The organism is Prevotella melaninogenica, assembly GCF_018128065.1.
Taxonomy (GTDB): domain Bacteria; phylum Bacteroidota; class Bacteroidia; order Bacteroidales; family Bacteroidaceae; genus Prevotella.
In genome coordinates this window covers 60,825-78,428 of record NZ_CP072359.1, presented here as the reverse complement: position 1 = coordinate 78,428, position 17,604 = coordinate 60,825, and the positions used below count along the sequence as shown (strand labels likewise).

10 protein-coding genes, 3 tRNA genes, 1 other RNA gene and 3 pseudogenes are annotated in these 17,604 nt (G+C 40.2%); 5 read left to right on the top strand and 12 right to left on the bottom strand.

Going from position 1 to position 17,604, the window contains the following annotated elements; translation table 11 throughout:
* Window positions 1–202 precede the first annotated feature (202 nt).
* The 5 genes and pseudogenes from rnpB to J5A56_RS00400 all read left to right on the top strand — a co-directional run bounded on the left by rnpB (window position 203) and on the right by J5A56_RS00400 (window position 2,019).
* Window positions 203–588: RNase P RNA component class A (gene rnpB / locus J5A56_RS00420), an RNA gene on the top strand.
* A gap of 98 nt (window positions 589–686) precedes the next feature.
* Complete coding sequence (locus tag J5A56_RS00415; protein ID WP_021672006.1) at window positions 687–1,115, top strand: hypothetical protein; 429 nt, start codon at window positions 687–689, stop codon at window positions 1,113–1,115.
* 25 nt (window positions 1,116–1,140) lie between these two features.
* Window positions 1,141–1,547 (top strand): annotated as a pseudogene (locus J5A56_RS00410) (YkvA family protein).
* 20 nt (window positions 1,548–1,567) lie between these two features.
* On the top strand, window positions 1,568–1,753 hold the full coding sequence (locus J5A56_RS13865; RefSeq protein WP_021672008.1) for a FeoB-associated Cys-rich membrane protein: 186 nt from the start codon (window positions 1,568–1,570) through the stop codon (window positions 1,751–1,753).
* A gap of 195 nt (window positions 1,754–1,948) precedes the next feature.
* Window positions 1,949–2,019 (top strand) — tRNA-Cys (locus J5A56_RS00400).
* Window positions 2,020–2,158: 139 nt separating this feature from the next.
* On the opposite strand, the gene J5A56_RS00395 is transcribed toward J5A56_RS00400, so the two are convergent.
* The 12 genes and pseudogenes from J5A56_RS00395 to J5A56_RS00340 form a co-directional block, all read right to left on the bottom strand.
* Window positions 2,159–2,240, bottom strand: a tRNA-Tyr gene (locus J5A56_RS00395).
* A gap of 4 nt (window positions 2,241–2,244) precedes the next feature.
* Window positions 2,245–2,322, bottom strand: a tRNA-Val gene (locus tag J5A56_RS00390).
* 194 nt (window positions 2,323–2,516) lie between these two features.
* Window positions 2,517–3,818, bottom strand: coding sequence for an NCS2 family permease (locus J5A56_RS00385; RefSeq protein ID WP_036919926.1), 1,302 nt, complete (start codon window positions 3,816–3,818; stop codon window positions 2,517–2,519).
* A gap of 31 nt (window positions 3,819–3,849) precedes the next feature.
* Window positions 3,850–4,626 (bottom strand): NAD(+) diphosphatase, encoded by a 777-nt coding sequence (gene nudC / locus J5A56_RS00380; RefSeq protein WP_021672011.1) that lies wholly within the window; start codon window positions 4,624–4,626, stop codon window positions 3,850–3,852.
* Between the two features lie 96 nt (window positions 4,627–4,722).
* Window positions 4,723–6,471: a bifunctional metallophosphatase/5'-nucleotidase gene (locus tag J5A56_RS00375; protein WP_036919921.1), complete on the bottom strand. Its 1,749-nt coding sequence runs from the start codon at window positions 6,469–6,471 to the stop codon at window positions 4,723–4,725.
* Window positions 6,472–6,765: 294 nt separating this feature from the next.
* The gene (locus J5A56_RS00370) at window positions 6,766–8,100 is read right to left on the bottom strand and encodes an NADP-specific glutamate dehydrogenase (RefSeq protein WP_021672014.1); all 1,335 of its coding nucleotides are present in this window, start codon (window positions 8,098–8,100) and stop codon (window positions 6,766–6,768) included.
* A 674-nt stretch (window positions 8,101–8,774) separates the two neighbouring features.
* Window positions 8,775–10,496, bottom strand: a complete 1,722-nt coding sequence (locus tag J5A56_RS00365; protein ID WP_021672016.1) for a DEAD/DEAH box helicase — start codon at window positions 10,494–10,496, stop codon at window positions 8,775–8,777.
* Between the two features lie 59 nt (window positions 10,497–10,555).
* Window positions 10,556–11,773 carry an LptF/LptG family permease gene (locus J5A56_RS00360; RefSeq protein WP_021672017.1) on the bottom strand — a complete coding sequence of 406 codons (1,218 nt, stop codon included), beginning with the start codon at window positions 11,771–11,773 and terminating at the stop codon, window positions 10,556–10,558.
* Window positions 11,774–11,784: 11 nt separating this feature from the next.
* The gene (gene tgt / locus J5A56_RS00355; protein ID WP_021672018.1) at window positions 11,785–12,912 is read right to left on the bottom strand and encodes a tRNA guanosine(34) transglycosylase Tgt; all 1,128 of its coding nucleotides are present in this window, start codon (window positions 12,910–12,912) and stop codon (window positions 11,785–11,787) included.
* On the bottom strand, window positions 12,912–15,377 hold the full coding sequence (gene lon / locus J5A56_RS00350; protein ID WP_021672019.1) for an endopeptidase La: 2,466 nt from the start codon (window positions 15,375–15,377) through the stop codon (window positions 12,912–12,914). Before lon ends, tgt begins: the two co-directional genes overlap by 1 nt.
* A 452-nt stretch (window positions 15,378–15,829) precedes the next feature.
* Window positions 15,830–16,539: pseudogene (locus J5A56_RS00345) on the bottom strand (tRNA1(Val) (adenine(37)-N6)-methyltransferase).
* Between the two features lie 17 nt (window positions 16,540–16,556).
* Window positions 16,557–17,587, bottom strand: a pseudogene (locus tag J5A56_RS00340) (diacylglycerol/lipid kinase family protein).
* Window positions 17,588–17,604 lie beyond the last annotated feature (17 nt).

Sequence of the window (17,604 nt, the reverse complement as noted above, 5' to 3'; positions counted from 1 at the left end):
GGTGTAAAGGTAGCTTTAAGAATCTTGTTTGATAGCTTGATATGCTATTATGTTGTTCTAATTATCTTAATGTCTATGTTTTTAGGTTCACACAATAACTTCTTTCTGTCTTTTTATGCTATTTCTTTTCTTGGCTAACTTTAGATTATCATTGAAATATTTTGGCTTTTCCATGTTTTCCATTATCTTTGCATTTAATAAGGCAGTGTTCCGGCTCTGTCGCTGGCATCTATAATGGGTGCGAGAGGAAAGTCCGGGCAGCATAGGGCATCCTGCTTCCGAAAATAGGAGCTATTGGTGACAGTAGATGTAGGCAGAAGAAAATAACCGCCATACAGGAATGTGTGGTAAGGATGAGAAGGTGGTGTAAGAGACTACCAGCAGGCGGGTGATCGTCTGGCTGTGCCGTTCAGGAGCTGCAAGTTCATGTAAACCGTTGTCTGAGGGTAGCCCGCCCAAGCGTAAGCACAACGGAGGGTAGAATGCTTTAATTGCAGGGCAACTTGTAATATAGATAAATGACAGGCATCTTCCTATTATCGAAAGATGAGGAAGAAACAGAACCCGGCTTATAGGAACACTGTTTTATTTTTTTTATATCATGCCCATCTTTTCACATTCTGATTGGAATGATGAAGAGGAGTTGCGGGTGTGAACTTTAACTAATATATAAGATTTGGATAGTCATGAACGATTTAGAAGAACAATATGTAACTGTGTTAGACGATTTCCAACATACAGTAGAAAACAAAATAAGAAATCATAAGGATGAAGCAGGTTTCCCTCAGTTGCCCGATAATGTTAGTGAGGAGGGGCTTTCTAATTACCTCTTCGACTATCAAGCGGCTTTAGATAGCGAGGGGACAGAACGTTCGCGCTATACGATAGCAGGTTTTCTTCTCTGCCTGCCTATATTGATTATGTCTGCATTTCCAGACGATTCGCTCCCGTTCAAAGGTATAGTGAATGTTTTAGCAGCTATTGGGGTAGGCTTGCTTCTCTTCTTCCTTTATAGAATAATGATGAAGGTCTTGGTTCAAAAAAAGGTTCGTCGTGCTAATAAGGATTACCCTGAGGAGAAGGCTTATGTAGATCGTGTTATGGCTTTCAAGTAAATATTATTAATATTTTAATTGCAGAATGGAATTACCTGACTTTCAAAATATAAAGATAAGTTTACTCAGCAGGGTTTCTATGATAAAATACAGCGTATTGCGAAACGTGCTGGTGCTAAGTTGGTATATGTAGCCCTACTTCTATATTATTTGATGCAGAGTGATAAGATATCGCTTAAGGACAAGGCTATTATTATTGGTGCGTTGGGTTATCTTATCTCACCACTTGATGCTGTGCCTGATGCTATTCCTATTGCGGGACTCGCAGACGATCTTGGTGTGCTGCTTTATGCATTAAATAAGGTATGGTCTTCTGTTGATGATGACATGAAGAAGCAGGCACGTGAGAAACTATCAAAGTGGTTTGATGATGATGAGATAAACGTAGCAGAGGATCTTTTTACAGAAGATACTACTGATACACCAGTTTAAAACAAAGGAAGGAGGACTTTATGTGGCAATATGTTGTTATAGTTGTTATACTTATATCAGCTATAGGCTATGTGCTTTATCGTATGTGGCAATCGTTTCGTGCAGCAAGTGATCCGTGTCATGGGTGTTCTGGTTGTGCCCTTCATGATAAATTGAAAGAGAAGCAAAAGATAGAAGGTCGTAGGAAGCCAGTTTGTTTCAAATAACTATCGGAAAGAAATTTGTCAATAGAGCCATTTATCTCTTCTCTTTATCCATTGTTTGGCGAATGGCTATGGGAATCTTTCATTGGGAAGAGTTTACAAAATGTTTATCGAAAAAAGTTTCTGATTTGTTTGGTTGAATCGAATTAATTGATTATCTTTGCACTCGCAAATCACAATGATGATTTGTTATAGAATGGTGCTTGGGCCGGGAGGTTAGGCAATGGTCTGCAAAACCATGTAGAGCGGTTCGATTCCGCTAGGCACCTCAGAAGACTCTCTGTGTTGAGAGTCTATTTTGTTTTAATATATTTTTCGTTTTTGCCAAGGTTCCAGTAGGACTTGATTTCATAGTAGTAGGGTTATAAAAAGCAAAAGAGTTGTAATCATTTGATTACAACTCTTTTGTGGGTAGTGATGGATTCGAACCACCGAAGCAAGAAGCAGCAGATTTACAGTCTGCCCCATTTGGCCACTCTGGAAACTACCCAAGGTGGTGGGCGTTGACGGATTCGAACCGCCGACCCTCTGCTTGTAAGGCAGATGCTCTAAACCAGCTGAGCTAAACGCCCTTACTTTTCGTAAGCGGTTGCAAAAGTAGTCATTTTATTTTAACTGTGCAAACTTTATCAAGTTTTTTTGTTCTTTTTCTTTATATGACATTGAAATATCATTTTGAAGATTAATTCGTTTTGGAGATACAAACAAAAACTCCCTATGAGTAACTTAATCTATCATAGGGAGTTGTTTATTACTTAAGATGTTTTTAGCTTTTTACAAAATTCAAGATAAAGAGGACTGCCAACACTACAAGTGTCCAATTCAAATCTTTCCACTGACGTGTGAAAGTCTTCATGAATACATAAGCGAGGATTCCCAGGCAGATACCATCAGCAATAGAATAACAAAGTACCATTGTTATCATTGTGATGAAAGCTGGGAATGATTCTGTTATATCTTGGAGATTGATTTTCTTTACAGAGTCGATCATCAGTACACCAACCATTACCAACGCACCGCTTGTTGCAGCACTTGGGATAAGTAGGAAGATAGGAGAGAGGAGGAGCGAGATGATGAAGAATATACCAACGGTAAAAGCTGTTACACCTGAGCGACCACCTTCTGCAATACCACTGGCACTTTCAACGTATGTTGTAAGGGTTGAACTTCCTAACATTGCACCGCAAGTTGTACCAATTGCATCACTCATCATGGCTTCTTTAACATGAGGAATATTACCATTTGGTTCTACAATACCAGTCTTATCTGCTAAGCCCATTAATGTACCAATAGTATCAAAGATATTAATTAACAGAAGAGAGAATACGACTAATACAGTCTTCAGGTTCATCAATCCAGAGAAGTCGAACTTGCAGAAGATAGGAGTGATATCTTGTGGCGCAGAGACAGGTATCCAACTGTCTGGAAACACAGTAACTCCCATTGGGATACCAATGATGGTTGTGATGATAATACCCCAGAATAGAGAGCCTTTTACGTTCCTTGCCATGAGAGCACCACTAAGCAGAATAGCAATAATACCGAGAATACAGGTGGGAGTAAAAGCTCCGAGTCCAACGAGAGTTGCTTGGTTGTCAACAATAATATCAGCATTCTTCAGACCAATAAAAGCAATAAACATACCGATACCTGCCGATATGGCATAGCGTAGATTTGTTGGGATAGCATTGAGAATCATCTCCCGCACATTGAAGAATGTAATAATGATAAAGAGAATACCCTCAATAAGCATGATAGCAAGTGCTTGCTGCCATGTGAATTGTAAAGACACGCAGAGCGTATAAGCAAAGAAAGCATTAAGACCCATAGAAGGAGCTTGAGCAAAAGGAAGCTTCGCCATAAATGCCAATAGTAATGTGGCAATAGCAGCAGCAAGAGCTGTACCGGTGAAGAGTGCTCCCTTGTCCATACCCGTAGAGGTAAGAATAGCTGGATTGACAGCTAATATGTAGCTCATCGTTAAGAATGTTGTTGCTCCAGCAATAATCTCAGTGCGGAGCTTCATGGATTTGGAGTCAAATCCGAGGGCTTTTTCTAAGAAAGTCATCATTGTTTTGAGGTTTAAAATGCACTTTAGTTTATATTGAAGTTTTATTTATCCAATCATCAAGAATCATTCGTGCTATTGATAATGGTTCAGGAATTGTTGGGAGATTGTCCTTTGTGAACCAAGCTCCTTTTGATATTTCGCTTCGTTGTAGGTGTAGGCTTCCACCATCATAATCGGCATTGAAGCCTGCCATGAGCCCGCAAGGGTAGGGCCAAGGTTGTGAACCAAAATAGCGAAGGTTCTTCACTTTTATTCCTGTTTCTTCTTCCACCTCACGATGTACAGCCTCTTCAAGTGTTTCACCTGTTTCAACAAAGCCTGCTACCAGTCCATAGAAATCGGTCTTAAAATTGCGAGCATGGACGAGAAGAACTTCATCTGCTCTATGCACAAGTACGATAACTGCTGTTGCTAATTGTGGCCAAATCTCTTTCCCACAGTTTGTACAACGCTTTGATATATCGGTGTGCATCTTCATTGGTGCGCCACATACGCCACAAAACTTGGTGTTGTTATCCCAGTAAAGTAACTCATGACATTTGCCGGCTTTAAGATAAAACTCCTTGGAAAGGCGATAAAAGGAAGGACGTAAACCACACATTTCGTATTGTGGATTGTCTGTTATAGGCTGGTCAACCATAACAGCTTTCACCTCTGTACCATCCTCCATTGGTGTGACATTCAGTACATGTGTCCATAGATGTAGTGATATAGGAGCCTCTTCAGAAAGTGGAATAGAGTAATGCTCACCCACTTTCTCAAGCATGATATCTGTTTTGCAGAAAACAAACCAGTATTTTTTCATTAGTCTCAGTGTTAAAACTTTGCCTAATTCGTTTAATATAGAACTCTAATCTCTTAATGTGTGAGTTCTATTTAATCAACGATTATCTCTTTCTTTTTATTCTCCAAAAAGGAGTTTGCGGTCACGTGCAGCAGCAGGAATAGTCCATGCTTCTGGAACGAACTTCCAATTATGGTTTGGCAGTGGGTTCATTACCCCAGCTTTTTTTATCTCTTCCATGAGATAATGGCGTTGATCCTTTGGACTTTCCCAGATGATTCTACTCTTCAAGGCATCACGTGGGATGCCTGCTCCCTTGGTTAAGAGCTCTCCTCCACCATTAGCACGATAACTATTCACAGCTACGGTGTACCACTTATCCTCATCAAATGGTTCACCATTACTCATGCGGAGAATATGTACCTTCTCTCCATCAGGTTTGGTTACGTCTACTTCATAATCGATACCTGCCGCTGAATCGAAGTTGAAAGAGAAGTTCTTAAAGCCGAGACGTTGTGCATCATTCTGTGTATTTGAAAGTAAAAGCAGATGGTCTTCAGGGCTCTTCATCGTGTTGCACCATAGGTCATAACTCATCTCAAGATGCTTACGAATCTCCTTACCAGTGAGACGCATGGTACAAAGATTGTTCTCATACTTATAGAGATTGAACATATCTGCTACAGTAATTGGTCCCGCTTTTATAGATGAGTTGAATAACAAAGGTGCATTAAAAGCAATGTCAGCCTTCGTAATCTTCAGTTCCAAATTGAGAATAAGGTCGTTGAAAGCAGAGTTACCGAAGTAACTATCCTTTGTATAAATTGTATTTTCAAACTTTCCAATTACCTGATCACCCCACGCTTTTACGGCATCAATCTCTGTTTGGAAATGCTGTATGAAAGCTTCGTTAGCCTTGATTTCCTTTACATCAACAAGTTCTCCCATTGCTTTCGTCACTGTATATTGACGCTTCCCTTTGACAGTCTTAGGTCTAAGCGTTAATGTTGCTATTGCTACTCGTTGTGCATTGTTGGCAGGATCGAGACAGATAACGTCTTTACCAACAGTATTCTTTTCAATAGAACTGTGTGGCGTGTGGTCATGACCGAAGAAGACAACATCAAAACCTGGTACTTCCTTTGCAACCTTCTGAGACGCATCTTCATCATATTCTGGTGTTTTTATACCCCCATCCCAGCCTGAATGGAACAATCCAACAATGACATCAGGCTTCTCTCTCATCTTCACTTCTGCCATTGTTCTTTTGGCACAAGACACCATTTCCTCAAAGCGCAGACCACTCCATATACTCTCTTTCAGCCAGTTTGGTATTGCTGGAGTAAGCATACCTATGACACAAACCTTAATACCATTCTTTTTCTTGATGGTATAATAAGGTAAGATATAAGGTTTGTTTGTCTTTGTATCAATAATGTTTGCACCAAGGATAGGGAATTTCAGTTCCTTAAACCATTTGTCATATACCTCGTGTCCTGTTTCAATATCGTGGTTTCCAACAGTTGCCACATCGTATCCCATATAGTTAAGGATACTTGCAGCGATATTTGTTTTCTCTGGAACTACATAATTATAATAGTAAGAAATAGGCTGACCTTGTAGGATATCACCGTTGTCCATCAGATAAATGTTATCTTTTCCATTCCTCTTTCGAAGTTCTTCTACGAGTGTGTAGACTCTTGCCATAGAACCGCTTTTAGGCTTTCGAGTGATGAAATCGTATGGAAAGAAAGAACCATGTACATCAGATGTTTCTACAAGTTTGATCGTAATCTCTTTCTGTTGCGCCATAGTTGAAGAACTGAGTCCTAACATAATGGAAAGTACTATTGTTGAAAGTTTCATAATCTAATTTTATATTCTGCTACAAAAGTACTAAATTATACGGAAATAAACGAACTTGTCTTGTTATGTTTTGGTTTGTCTCAAGGTTTCTCTTGTCAACAAATCTTAGATGTGGATGATTGTGTTTTCGGATTAGATGTTGAGTTGTTTGATGAGATGTTTTGTTTTTTAGATGCATAGTCTATTATTTTTGATTATAAATTTAATATAAGGAGCACACAAGCTAAACCCTATATAAAGGTTTAACCTGTGTGCTCCTGTCTTTTGTTTTCAGATAATAAAAGTGCTACGGGGTTAAATAATGCCTTGCGCCATCATTGCTTTAGCAACCTTGATAAAGCCAGCAACGTTTGCACCCTTTACATAGTTGATATATCCGTCTGCCTCTGTACCATACTTCACGCAGTTTGAATGAATATCATCCATTATCTGATGGAGTCTCTCATCAACTTCTACACGGCTCCACTTTAGTCGTCCAGAGTTCTGACTCATCTCAAGTCCTGACACTGCTACACCACCAGCGTTGCTCGCTTTACCAGGACAATAGAGAACTTTTGCATCTTGGAAAATCTTTACAGCTTCTGGAGTAGAAGGCATGTTAGCACCTTCTGTCACAGCAATAACACCATTCTTTACAAGTTCTGCGGCAGCTTCTCCGTTGATCTCATTCTGTGTTGCACATGGAGTTGCGATATCAGCTTTCTCAGACCAAGGTCTTCCTCCTGCTACATACTTCACGTTATACTTCTCTGCATACTCACGAATACGTCCGCGCTCAATGTTCTTGAGTTCCATGATATAGGCGAGTTTCTCCTCATCAATACCATCTGGGTCGTATATGTAACCATCAGAATCAGAACAAGTCAGAGGCTTTGCACCCAATTCAAGAAGTTTCTCTATCGTATATTGCGCTACATTACCAGAACCTGAAACAAGTACTGTCTTGCCCTTAATATCAATGTTACGGGTCTTGAGCATATTTTGCAGGAAGTAGACATTGCCATATCCTGTTGCTTCAGGACGGATGAGGGAACCTCCAAACTCTTGTCCCTTACCTGTAAGGATACCAACAAACTGGTTGGTCAATTTCTTATATTGTCCAAACATATAGCCGACTTCACGTCCACCAACACCGATGTCACCAGCAGGAACATCGCAGTCTGGACCGATATAGTTCCACAACTCTCTCATGAAAGCCTGACAGAAACGCATCACCTCCGCATTTGATTTGCCTCGAGGGGAGAAGTCTGACCCACCTTTAGCACCACCCATAGGCAGTGTTGTGAGAGCGTTCTTAAATGTTTGCTCAAAGGCAAGGAACTTTAAGATAGAGTCGTTTACTGATGCATGGAAACGAAGTCCCCCTTTGTAAGGACCAATGCTATTGTTATGTTGTACACGGAAACCCATATTGGTTTGTACATTTCCCTTGTCATCAACCCAGTTTACACGGAACTTGATGATTCTGTCTGGTATGCAGAGTCGCTCAATGAGGTTAGCCTGGTCAAAATCAGGGTGTCGGTTATACTCATCTTCAATAGTCTCTAATACTTGTGAAACTGCCTGGATATACTCTGGCTCATTTGGAAAACGCTGCTTTAATCTCTCTACGACTTCTGTTGCTTTCATAATTAATTGATGTTTTTGTTCTATCCTGAGATATGTTAATATTATATTTGTTCTAATTTATATTGCAAAGATAATGTTATTTGCTTAAATATCTGTCATTTTATCACTAAATATTGGATAATAGTGTAAATAAGTCAGTAACAGTAGTACGATATAAATCATCTTTTATTCTTACACCTTATTCTATATAGTCTTATTTTATTTTTAGCTGTGTATGCATGTTTTTCTTTTTGATATTAACAATCTAATAGCTGGATAAATTCAGGTTATCTCGTTAGTTAGAATACTATTTTGTCAACTTTTTTCCTCTCTTCATTTTTTATTGAGGCTTAATAGCATTTGAATTAAGGCTTAATTGACTTCTAAAAGATGCTCTTTTGAGGTCTTACTAAGGCTCTTTTGAAAGCTAACTAAGCACCTTTTCTTACATGATTTTGTAACTGTTTTATAATAAGCGGGTTACGATGGTGATTAAAAAGGCTTTTTTATCCTCTATTTTTACAAAGATGTTAAGAAATAATGTAAAGAAAATTCACATATTTAATGTGTTAGAAACTATGGCAATTACTATGATTAAAAAGATGATGAGGTAATTGATAAATCTGGATAAAGCAATGCCCGTAACCCTTATTGATGGGTTACGGGCATTATATAAGTGTGTGTAAATACTAATTTTACTTCTTACCGAGTCCACGAAGCCACTTTAATGGTTTTTTGATAAGTGCCTTCAATCCAGATTCGTTTTTGGACGTTGATGGCAACTCCTCACGAATATCATACTTAGTACTTCTTCTTACAGATTTCTCTTCTGGTGTACGCTGGCGGTTGTTACGCTTCTTGCGCTTATTGTTAGGCTTCTTGTTCTGCTGATTGGTAGTGTTTTCAGCATTAGCTTTATTGTCAGCAGGTTTTCTATCATTGCGCTTCTCGTTCTCAGCTTTTGGCTGACGCTCCTGCTGCTTACCCTTATTCTGACGATTATTCTTCTTGTTTACTGGTTTACCCTCAGTTGCTGCAGGATTGTTATCTTGCTGCTTTTGAGGTCTATGGTTCTGTTTGTTTCCAGCCTTACGCTCCTGTTGGTTCGCGTTGTTCTCGTCAGTGTTGTTCTGAGTCTGAGGTGCAGGACGTCTGTTGCGCTGCTTGTTGTTCCCCTGCTTTTTGTCCTTATGACTCTGATGGTCACGGTCCTTACGGCGACGGCTTTTTGCACTATTGCCCCCCTTCTTAGGCTTTCCGTTGCTCTTATACTCAGGACCTTCGCCAAGTTCTGCAGGTAGTTGTGCCTTCTCAATCTCCTTTTCTAAGAACGATTCTATCTGTTGGAAGAAATAAATTTCGTCTTCATTTACAAAGGTAATCGCCTTTCCATCACGATCAGCACGTGCTGTACGACCAATACGGTGTACATAATCCTCTGCGTCATGAGGCACATCATAGTTGATGACCATTGCAATGTCGTCGATATCAATACCGCGTGAAACGATGTCAGTAGCAACCAATACGTCAATTTGACCACTCTTGAACTTGAACATAACGTCGTTGCGCTGCTCCTGATCAAGGTCAGAGTGCATCTCACCACAGTTAATATGCATACGATTGAGCGATGCTGCAATCTGCTTTACTTTCTGTTTTGAACCAGAGAAGATAATGACACGCTTGAGATCGCCAGCCTTGAAGATATCTTTTATGATACCCATCTTCTGTGTCTCATAGCATACATATGCTGTCTGCTGAATCTTCTCAGCAGGTTTACTTACAGCGAGTTTAATTTCAACAGGGTTCTTTAGCAGCGTCTTAGCAAGATCTTCAATCTTTGTAGGCATTGTAGCTGAGAACATAATTGTCTGACAAGTTGAAGGCAACTTCTTTGCAATTGTCATAATGTCATCAGCGAATCCCATATCAAGCATACGATCGGCCTCGTCAAGAATAAAGAAACTCACCTTTGATAAGTCTACGTTTCCAAGAGAGATATGTGAGATGAAACGTCCTGGTGTTGCAATCACTACATCGGCTCCTAATGCAAGGCTCTTCAGTTCCTGGTCGTATCTATTCCCATCATTTCCGCCATAGACAGCAACACAAGATACACCATTAAGATAGTAGGCAAATCCCTGCATAGCTTGGTCAATCTGCTGTGCTAACTCGCGCGTAGGCGACATGATGACACAATTAATTGCTGACTCTGGATAGCCGCCATCAGCCAATTTGGATAGAACAGGAAGGAGGTAAGCCGCAGTCTTGCCTGTTCCTGTTTGGGCTACTCCCAAGACATCGTTTCCTTTTAATATTTCGGGAATACACTTCTCCTGAACTGGAGTGCATTCATCAAAACGCATATCATATAGTGCGTCAAGTACTTTATCGTTTAAATCTAAATCTTCAAAATACATATTTTACAGTTTTTCCCTTCATCATGAGGGTTGTTCTTAATTTTGTTTTATTCGCCTTATTAGCTTGGTGCATTCCGATAGCAGAAGTAAGCGATAACTGCAAAGATGATGTTCGGAATCCATGCAGCCAATATTGGGGGGGTATCTGCCTGAATGGCAAAGGATGCTGATACGGTTTGGAGCATAATATAGCCGAAACTGAGTGCTAAACCAATTCCAAGATAAAGTCCCATTCCTCCTTTTCGCTTGCGGGAAGAGAGGGAAAGACCGATGATGGTGAGGATGAAAGAAGAGAATGACATTGCTATTCGTTTGTGAAACTCAACTTCATACTGTACCACGTTGCCTGAACCACGGCTGGTTTGTTTGGAGATATAATCCAATAGTTCAGGGGAAGTAAAGGTCTCCTGCTGCCCCTTTGAGTAGACAAGGTCTGTCGGCTCCATTAGTAAGACCGTGTCCTTTGAAGCACCACTTTGGATGTGTTCTTTCAGTCCTTTGAGTGTACGAATCTTCCAGTTGCTAACCTTCCAATGATACTTTGTGTCTGCAACAGTATCATACTGAATCTCCATGGCTGTCATGTGACTAATAATCTTTTTGTCTTTGAACTTTACAAGGGAGAACCCATAACCACGCTTATACTGATCGTCATAATTCTGTATATAGGCAACAGTGTTCTTTGCGACCTGCAGTTGCACATTCTCTGCTGATGTATTCTTCTTTGAGTTACGATAAAGTGATTCAAAGTTCTGTCGAATAACAGTGCCATGAGGGATTACAAAGCTGTTAAGATAGAATGTCAAACCTGCAATGAGAATACATGATATCATGTAAGGGCGCATCAGTCGTCTGATAGACACGCCTGCTGCCATCATTGCTATAATCTCAGAGTTTCCTGCCAGTTTGGAAGTAAAGAAGATAACGGCAATGAATACAAATAGTGGCGAGAAGAGGTTAGAATAGTAAGGGATAAAGTTTGCATAGTAATCAAAGATGATTGCACGCCATGGAGCATGATATTGTGTGAACTTCGAGAGGTTCTCATTAAAGTCGAACACAATAGCAATAGAGATAATCAATAAGATAGCATAGATGTATGTACCAATGAACTTCTTTATGATATACCAGTCCAGAACACCTATATAGCGAGAAAGGGAGAGCATCTGTAATAGATGTCCAACCCTCTTCAATATAGGAAATCGTTTTATAACGCGTTGTCCGAAATGATTAATCAGTTTCTTAACTTTATCAACAATCTCTTTAACCTTACTCATTTGGCTTCTTCTTAAATTCTTCTTCCTAACTGTTCGATGACGGAAGCTTTCCACTGTACGAAGTCACCTTGCTCAATATGTGTACGTGCGTCCGTAACAAGGCGGAGATAGAACGCGAGGTTATGGATACTGGCAATCTGCATAGCAAGCAGTTCTCCAGCTTTGAAGAGATGATGAAGATAGGCTTTGCTTGTGATGACATCAATGTCACAGCCATCAGGATCAATTGGTGAGAAGTCATTTTCCCACTTCTTATTCTTCATATTCATCGTACCATTGTAAGTGAAGAGCATAGCATTACGTCCATTACGAGTAGGCATAACACAGTCGAACATATCTACGCCACGCTCAATGGCTTCAAGAATATTTTGTGGTGTGCCAACTCCCATCAAGTAACGAGGCTTGTCTTTAGGAAGAATCTCGTTTACCACTTCAATCATTTCATACATCACCTCTGTCGGCTCACCTACTGCTAAACCGCCGATAGCATTACCATCTGCCCCCTTGTCAGCCACAAACTTAGCTGCTTCACAGCGTAAGTCTTTATATGTACACCCTTGAACGATAGGGAAGAGGCTTTGGTTGTAACCATAGAGTGGTTCTGTTTCATTGAATCGTTTGATGCAACGGTCGAGCCATCGTTGGGTTAATTCCAAACTCTTTTTGGCATATTGATAATCACTCTTCCCTGGAGGGCATTCGTCGAAAGCCATCATGATATCGGCACCAATGATTCGTTCTGTGTCCATCACATTCTCTGGTGTGAAGATATGCTTAGATCCATCGATGTGACTTCTGAACTCACAGCCTTCTTCTGACAGTTTGCGGATACCTGTCAAAGAGAATACTTGGAAGCCGCCTGAGTCTGTCAGGATTGGACGCTCCCATCCATTGAAGCCATGCAAGCCGCCTGCTGCTTTGATAATATCAAGTCCTGGACGTAGGTAAAGATGATAAGTATTACCAAGAATAATCTGTGCCTTGACCTGCTTGCGTAACTCCTCAAAGTGCACACCCTTAACAGAACCAACGGTACCAACAGGCATAAAGATAGGCGTCTTTATCTGTCCATGGTCGGTTGTGATGATACCTGTGCGCGCATCACTGGCTTTATCTGTATGCTGAAGTTCAAATGTCATTATTTTGCTTCCTCCTTCTTCTCTTCTGCAATCGTAAAGTCTACAGGATGTTCTACCTTCTCATCAGTTAATGCAAAGTCCCATACTTGTTGAATGTTCTCAACAAAATGGAAATGAAGTCCTTGGCGGTAAACCTCTGGGATTTCCTCAACATCTTTCTTGTTCTCTGAACACATGACGATATCTGTAATCCCTGCACGCTTAGCTGCAAGCATCTTTTCCTTGATTCCACCCACTGGGAGAACCTTACCACGTAGCGTTATCTCACCCGTCATAGCGGTGTTCTTACGTACCTTGCGCTGTGTGAGAGCTGAAGCAATACTTGTTGCAATTGTTATACCAGCTGAAGGACCATCCTTTGGTGTAGCTCCTTCTGGTACATGGATATGGATATTCCACTGTTCAAAGATGCGATAGTCTACATTCAATGCGCTGATATGCGCCTTAACATATTCTAATGCAATGACAGCAGACTCCTTCATCACATCACCAAGATTACCTGTCAGTGTTAACTTACCCGCTTTACCTTTAGAAAGAGAGGTCTCAATAAAGAGAATCTCACCTCCGACGCTGGTCCAAGCAAGTCCTGTTACGACACCTGCATATTTGTTTCCTTGGTAAATGTCACGTGTGTAAGGTGGCTTGCCTAACAAGTCTTCCAACTTATCTGGTGTGATCTTCGTGTAAGGAAGTTGTTTATCCATAGCCTGTTTGAAAGCCAATTTGCGCATAGCCTTGTTGATTTGCTTTTCAAGCTGGCGCACGCCGCTCTCACGTGTATAGCTTTCAATAATCTTCTCCAGTGTAGCCTTGGCAAACTTTGGTTTCTCTTCTAACTGGTCTAAACCTGTATTTTCGAGTTCTTTGGGTACGAGATGGCGTTTTGCTATCTCAACTTTCTCTTCCGTGATATAGCCAGAGACCTCAATGAGTTCCATACGGTCAAGTAGTGGACGTGGGATAGTGTTGAGGTCGTTTGCTGTTGCTATGAACAATACCTTTGATAAGTCATAATCCATATCCAGATAATTATCATGGAAGGCATTGTTTTGCTCAGGGTCAAGAACCTCTAATAATGCTGATGAAGGGTCACCATTAATTGTGTTCTGGGTAACCTTATCAATCTCGTCAAGAATGAATACAGGATTTGATGAACCTGCTTTCTGGATGTTCTTGATGATGCGTCCAGGCATAGCACCAATGTAAGTCTTACGATGTCCTCTGATTTCAGACTCGTCGTGAAGACCACCTAATGACACACGTACATACTTACGCTTCATTGCTTCGGCAATACTCTTGCCCAAACTGGTCTTACCAACCCCCGGAGGACCATAGAGACAGAGGATTGGTGATTTCAAATTGCCACGCAACTGAAGTACTGCAATGTATTCAAGGATACGTTCTTTCACCTTGTCCATACCATAGTGATCCTTGTCAAGTATACGTTTTGCACGCTTCAAGTCAAGGTCATCCTTGGTATATTCGTTCCATGGTAAGCTAACCATAGTCTGCAGGTAATTCACCTGCACACTATAATCTGGACTTTGTGGGTTCAAGGTTTCAAGTTTGTCTAATTCCTTTTGGAATATCTTGGCAATATCTTCTGACCACTTCTTGTTCTTTGCCTTTTCGAGTAGTTCTTTCTTGTCAGGTGCAGAATCACCATCGCCCAACTCCTCTTTGATATTCTTAATCTGTTGATGCAGGAAGTATTCTCTCTGCTGTTCGTCAAGGTCTTCTCGTGTCTTTGAGCGTATATCCTGACGAAGATGCTGGAATTGAATTTCACGATTTAGCACCTTCATCAGTGTAAACAGTCGGTCCTTGATAGAGTTTTCTTCTAACATCTGAAGCTTGTCTGTTACAGAGAAGGGCATAGTTGAACACACATAATTGACAGCAACAACAGGGTTGTTGATGTTGTCAAGTGCAAATTGTGTGTCATCTGGGATGTCATCGCTACCATGGATGTATTCCTTTGCGACCAATTTCATGTCTTCAACAGCCGTAGAGAATTCCTTGTCTCTCTTTGGTTCTGCTTCTTCTGGTAAAGCTACGGTGTATCCCTTCATATAGGGGTAAACTGTTGTAATTTTCTTTATCTTACATTTACCAAGTCCTTGTAAAATGACAGTGCGGTTGTTTCCTTCGTAATTGCCAGGCATGTCAAAGGCACGTACGAAACGTGCATAGATACCCGTCATGTAGACATCGTCTACTTGAGGGTCGTTAATGTTGCTATCCTTCTGGCTTACAATTGCTATAATCGTGTTCGGGTTCTCCTCCAAATGCTTAACAAGAGCCAAAGTTGGCTTTCTACCAACAAGGATAGGAGAGAGTATTCCTGGGAACATTACGAGATTACGAGTTACGAAAATGGGGATTTCGCCATCAACTTGTACATCCAAGTTTGGCATGTCACCTTCGTAGTCTGTAATCATTTGTATAGAGCTATCTTGTTTCATAAAGTTTTTTATACCTACTTTTAGCCTGCAAAGTTACAAAATAAAACCGAAAGACTGAAAGAATAATTGTGCTTTAATTGGCTATCTTGTAAAAAGATGAGGATATGAGCGTATGAAGCTGGTGATAAATTGCATGGTATTGTAAAGAAGAACTGTTTTTATGTGCTATCTCTTAACTATGGCTGCTTGATAAGAATTAATAGCTAACATGCCAATATATAATCTCTGTGAAATAAACGACGTCTGTTGGTCTTTGGTTCAACAAGACTTTAACTAACAAGCTAAAGCATATTTACTTAGGGTAGTATGGTGTTTACTAAATAATCTTTTATGTTTGCTCAAATAGCACATAGCAATGGTGCTGGGGCTCCGCACCATACGTGCTGAGTATTCGCACCATACGTGTTAAGCCTTCACACTACAATAAAAGGTGATGTTTAAATCTACTATTCTTATTTAATGTAGAACGCATCTGTCAGATTCTGATACCATTTTGTACGTGCTTCATCTGCATCGTTTAGTATTTGTTCTTCGCAACAATATGGTGTAGTAAAATCCTTTCCAATTTCAATCAGACAACGTTTAGCAGGCTTTGAATGTTTAGTTTTATATATATTATCTTCTGTGTTGATAATCCGTTGAATATAGCTTCTGCTTCAAGCAAATCTTTGTTGTCATAAGGAATGATAATTGATAGTGTTCCGTTTGCTTTAAGAAGTCTTTGTGAATGATAGATAAGCTCTTGGTGAGAGAGATAATCTGTGTGTCTTGCAGTCGTTCTTTGTTGTAAAGGATTTCTAAGGGAGTTGATAAAGTAAGGTGGATTACAAACGATAGCATCGTATACCCCTTCCTCTTGCATCTCGTTATATGGTTTATAATCCTGCAATGAGCTGTTGATAATATTTATTCTATCGCTAAATGGAGACTGTGAAACATTAAAGAGGGCATCTTTACAAGCATCTTTATCTATCTCAATAGCATCAATCTTTGCTGATGGGAAACGTTGTGCCATCATAAGGGCAACGAGTCCCGTCCCTGTTCCAATATCAAGAATTCTCAAACCTCCTTCCGCCCAGGCTCCAAGCAAGACCCCATCCGTCCCGACTTTCATAGCCGTGTGATCGTCAGTGATATGAAATTGCTTGAAAGTGAAGCCCATTTGTTTGGCTTTTGATTTTATATATTTAGTTTACGCAGTATGTTTTTGTTGATAGCCTGCACCCTTCTGCTTTGCTTTGTAAGGTCTTGTCTCATCAAATCAAAGTTGTAGAAAATCTCAGAAAAGGCTGTTTGCAACATATTTGGCTGTCTATTCTCTTTACCTCCCTTAGGATTTACAATGATGTTGATACCTTTTGGAACAACAGATATATCCACATCAGCCTCAGATGTGATTGGATCGCCATCATAATGAATGATACCTTCTTTCTTACGGTGTATATGAATATGTTTAGCTTTGAAAGTTTTTATTTTTAGGTTTTTATCCAATGTCTTATTGAAAAGTTCAATGGCAACCTGTGGTGCATCAATGATGTCGAATGGTTCCATGATAATAATATCCAACAAACCATCACTCATAGATGCTTGTGGGGCAATATATGCGTTATTACCATACTGTGAGGCATTGGCTGCAGAAACGAGGAATGCTTTGTAACGATGTGTTCCATCCTCGTCTTCTATGACATAGGTTTCTGGCTTATAGCTCAATCCTTCTTCAAGGATTTTCTGCATATAAGTGATAGGACCACGCTTACCAGCTTCAGCAAACTTCATAGAAATGAAAGCATCAAAGCCCATTCCACAAGTACAGAAGAAGGGGTGACCGTTGATGATACCATAGTCAAGTTCTTTTACATCATATGAATTCAAGATATCAACACATTTCTTAAGATTCATCGGTAGGTTTAGATGCCTTGCGAGTCCATTTCCTGATCCACAAGGGAGTATGCCCATAGCCGACTTTGTATTGATAAGTGCTCTTCCAACCTCGTTGACAGTACCATCTCCACCCACAGCAACAACAACGTCAATACCTTCTTCCACAGCTTCCCGTGCAAGTTCAGTCGCATGACCAGCATGTTGTGTTTCAGCAATGCGATAGTCAAACTTATTTTGTCGAGTCGTTCTTCAATAAGGTCAGGAATACCTGCCTTACTAACGGTACCCGATATAGGATTTAGGATAAAAACAATTTTTTTCTTATACATTGTGCTAAATAATCAGC

Coding starts and splice junctions, on each gene's coding strand:
- J5A56_RS00415 (WP_021672006.1), top strand. CDS start 687: ATGAACGATTTAGAAGAACAATATGTAACTGTGTTAGACGATTTCCAA.
- J5A56_RS13865 (WP_021672008.1), top strand. CDS start 1,568: ATGTGGCAATATGTTGTTATAGTTGTTATACTTATATCAGCTATAGGC.
- J5A56_RS00385 (WP_036919926.1), bottom strand. CDS start 3,818: ATGACTTTCTTAGAAAAAGCCCTCGGATTTGACTCCAAATCCATGAAG.
- nudC (WP_021672011.1), bottom strand. CDS start 4,626: ATGAAAAAATACTGGTTTGTTTTCTGCAAAACAGATATCATGCTTGAG.
- J5A56_RS00375 (WP_036919921.1), bottom strand. CDS start 6,471: ATGAAACTTTCAACAATAGTACTTTCCATTATGTTAGGACTCAGTTCT.
- J5A56_RS00370 (WP_021672014.1), bottom strand. CDS start 8,100: ATGAAAGCAACAGAAGTCGTAGAGAGATTAAAGCAGCGTTTTCCAAAT.
- J5A56_RS00365 (WP_021672016.1), bottom strand. CDS start 10,496: ATGTATTTTGAAGATTTAGATTTAAACGATAAAGTACTTGACGCACTA.
- J5A56_RS00360 (WP_021672017.1), bottom strand. CDS start 11,773: ATGAGTAAGGTTAAAGAGATTGTTGATAAAGTTAAGAAACTGATTAAT.
- tgt (WP_021672018.1), bottom strand. CDS start 12,912: ATGACATTTGAACTTCAGCATACAGATAAAGCCAGTGATGCGCGCACA.
- lon (WP_021672019.1), bottom strand. CDS start 15,377: ATGAAACAAGATAGCTCTATACAAATGATTACAGACTACGAAGGTGAC.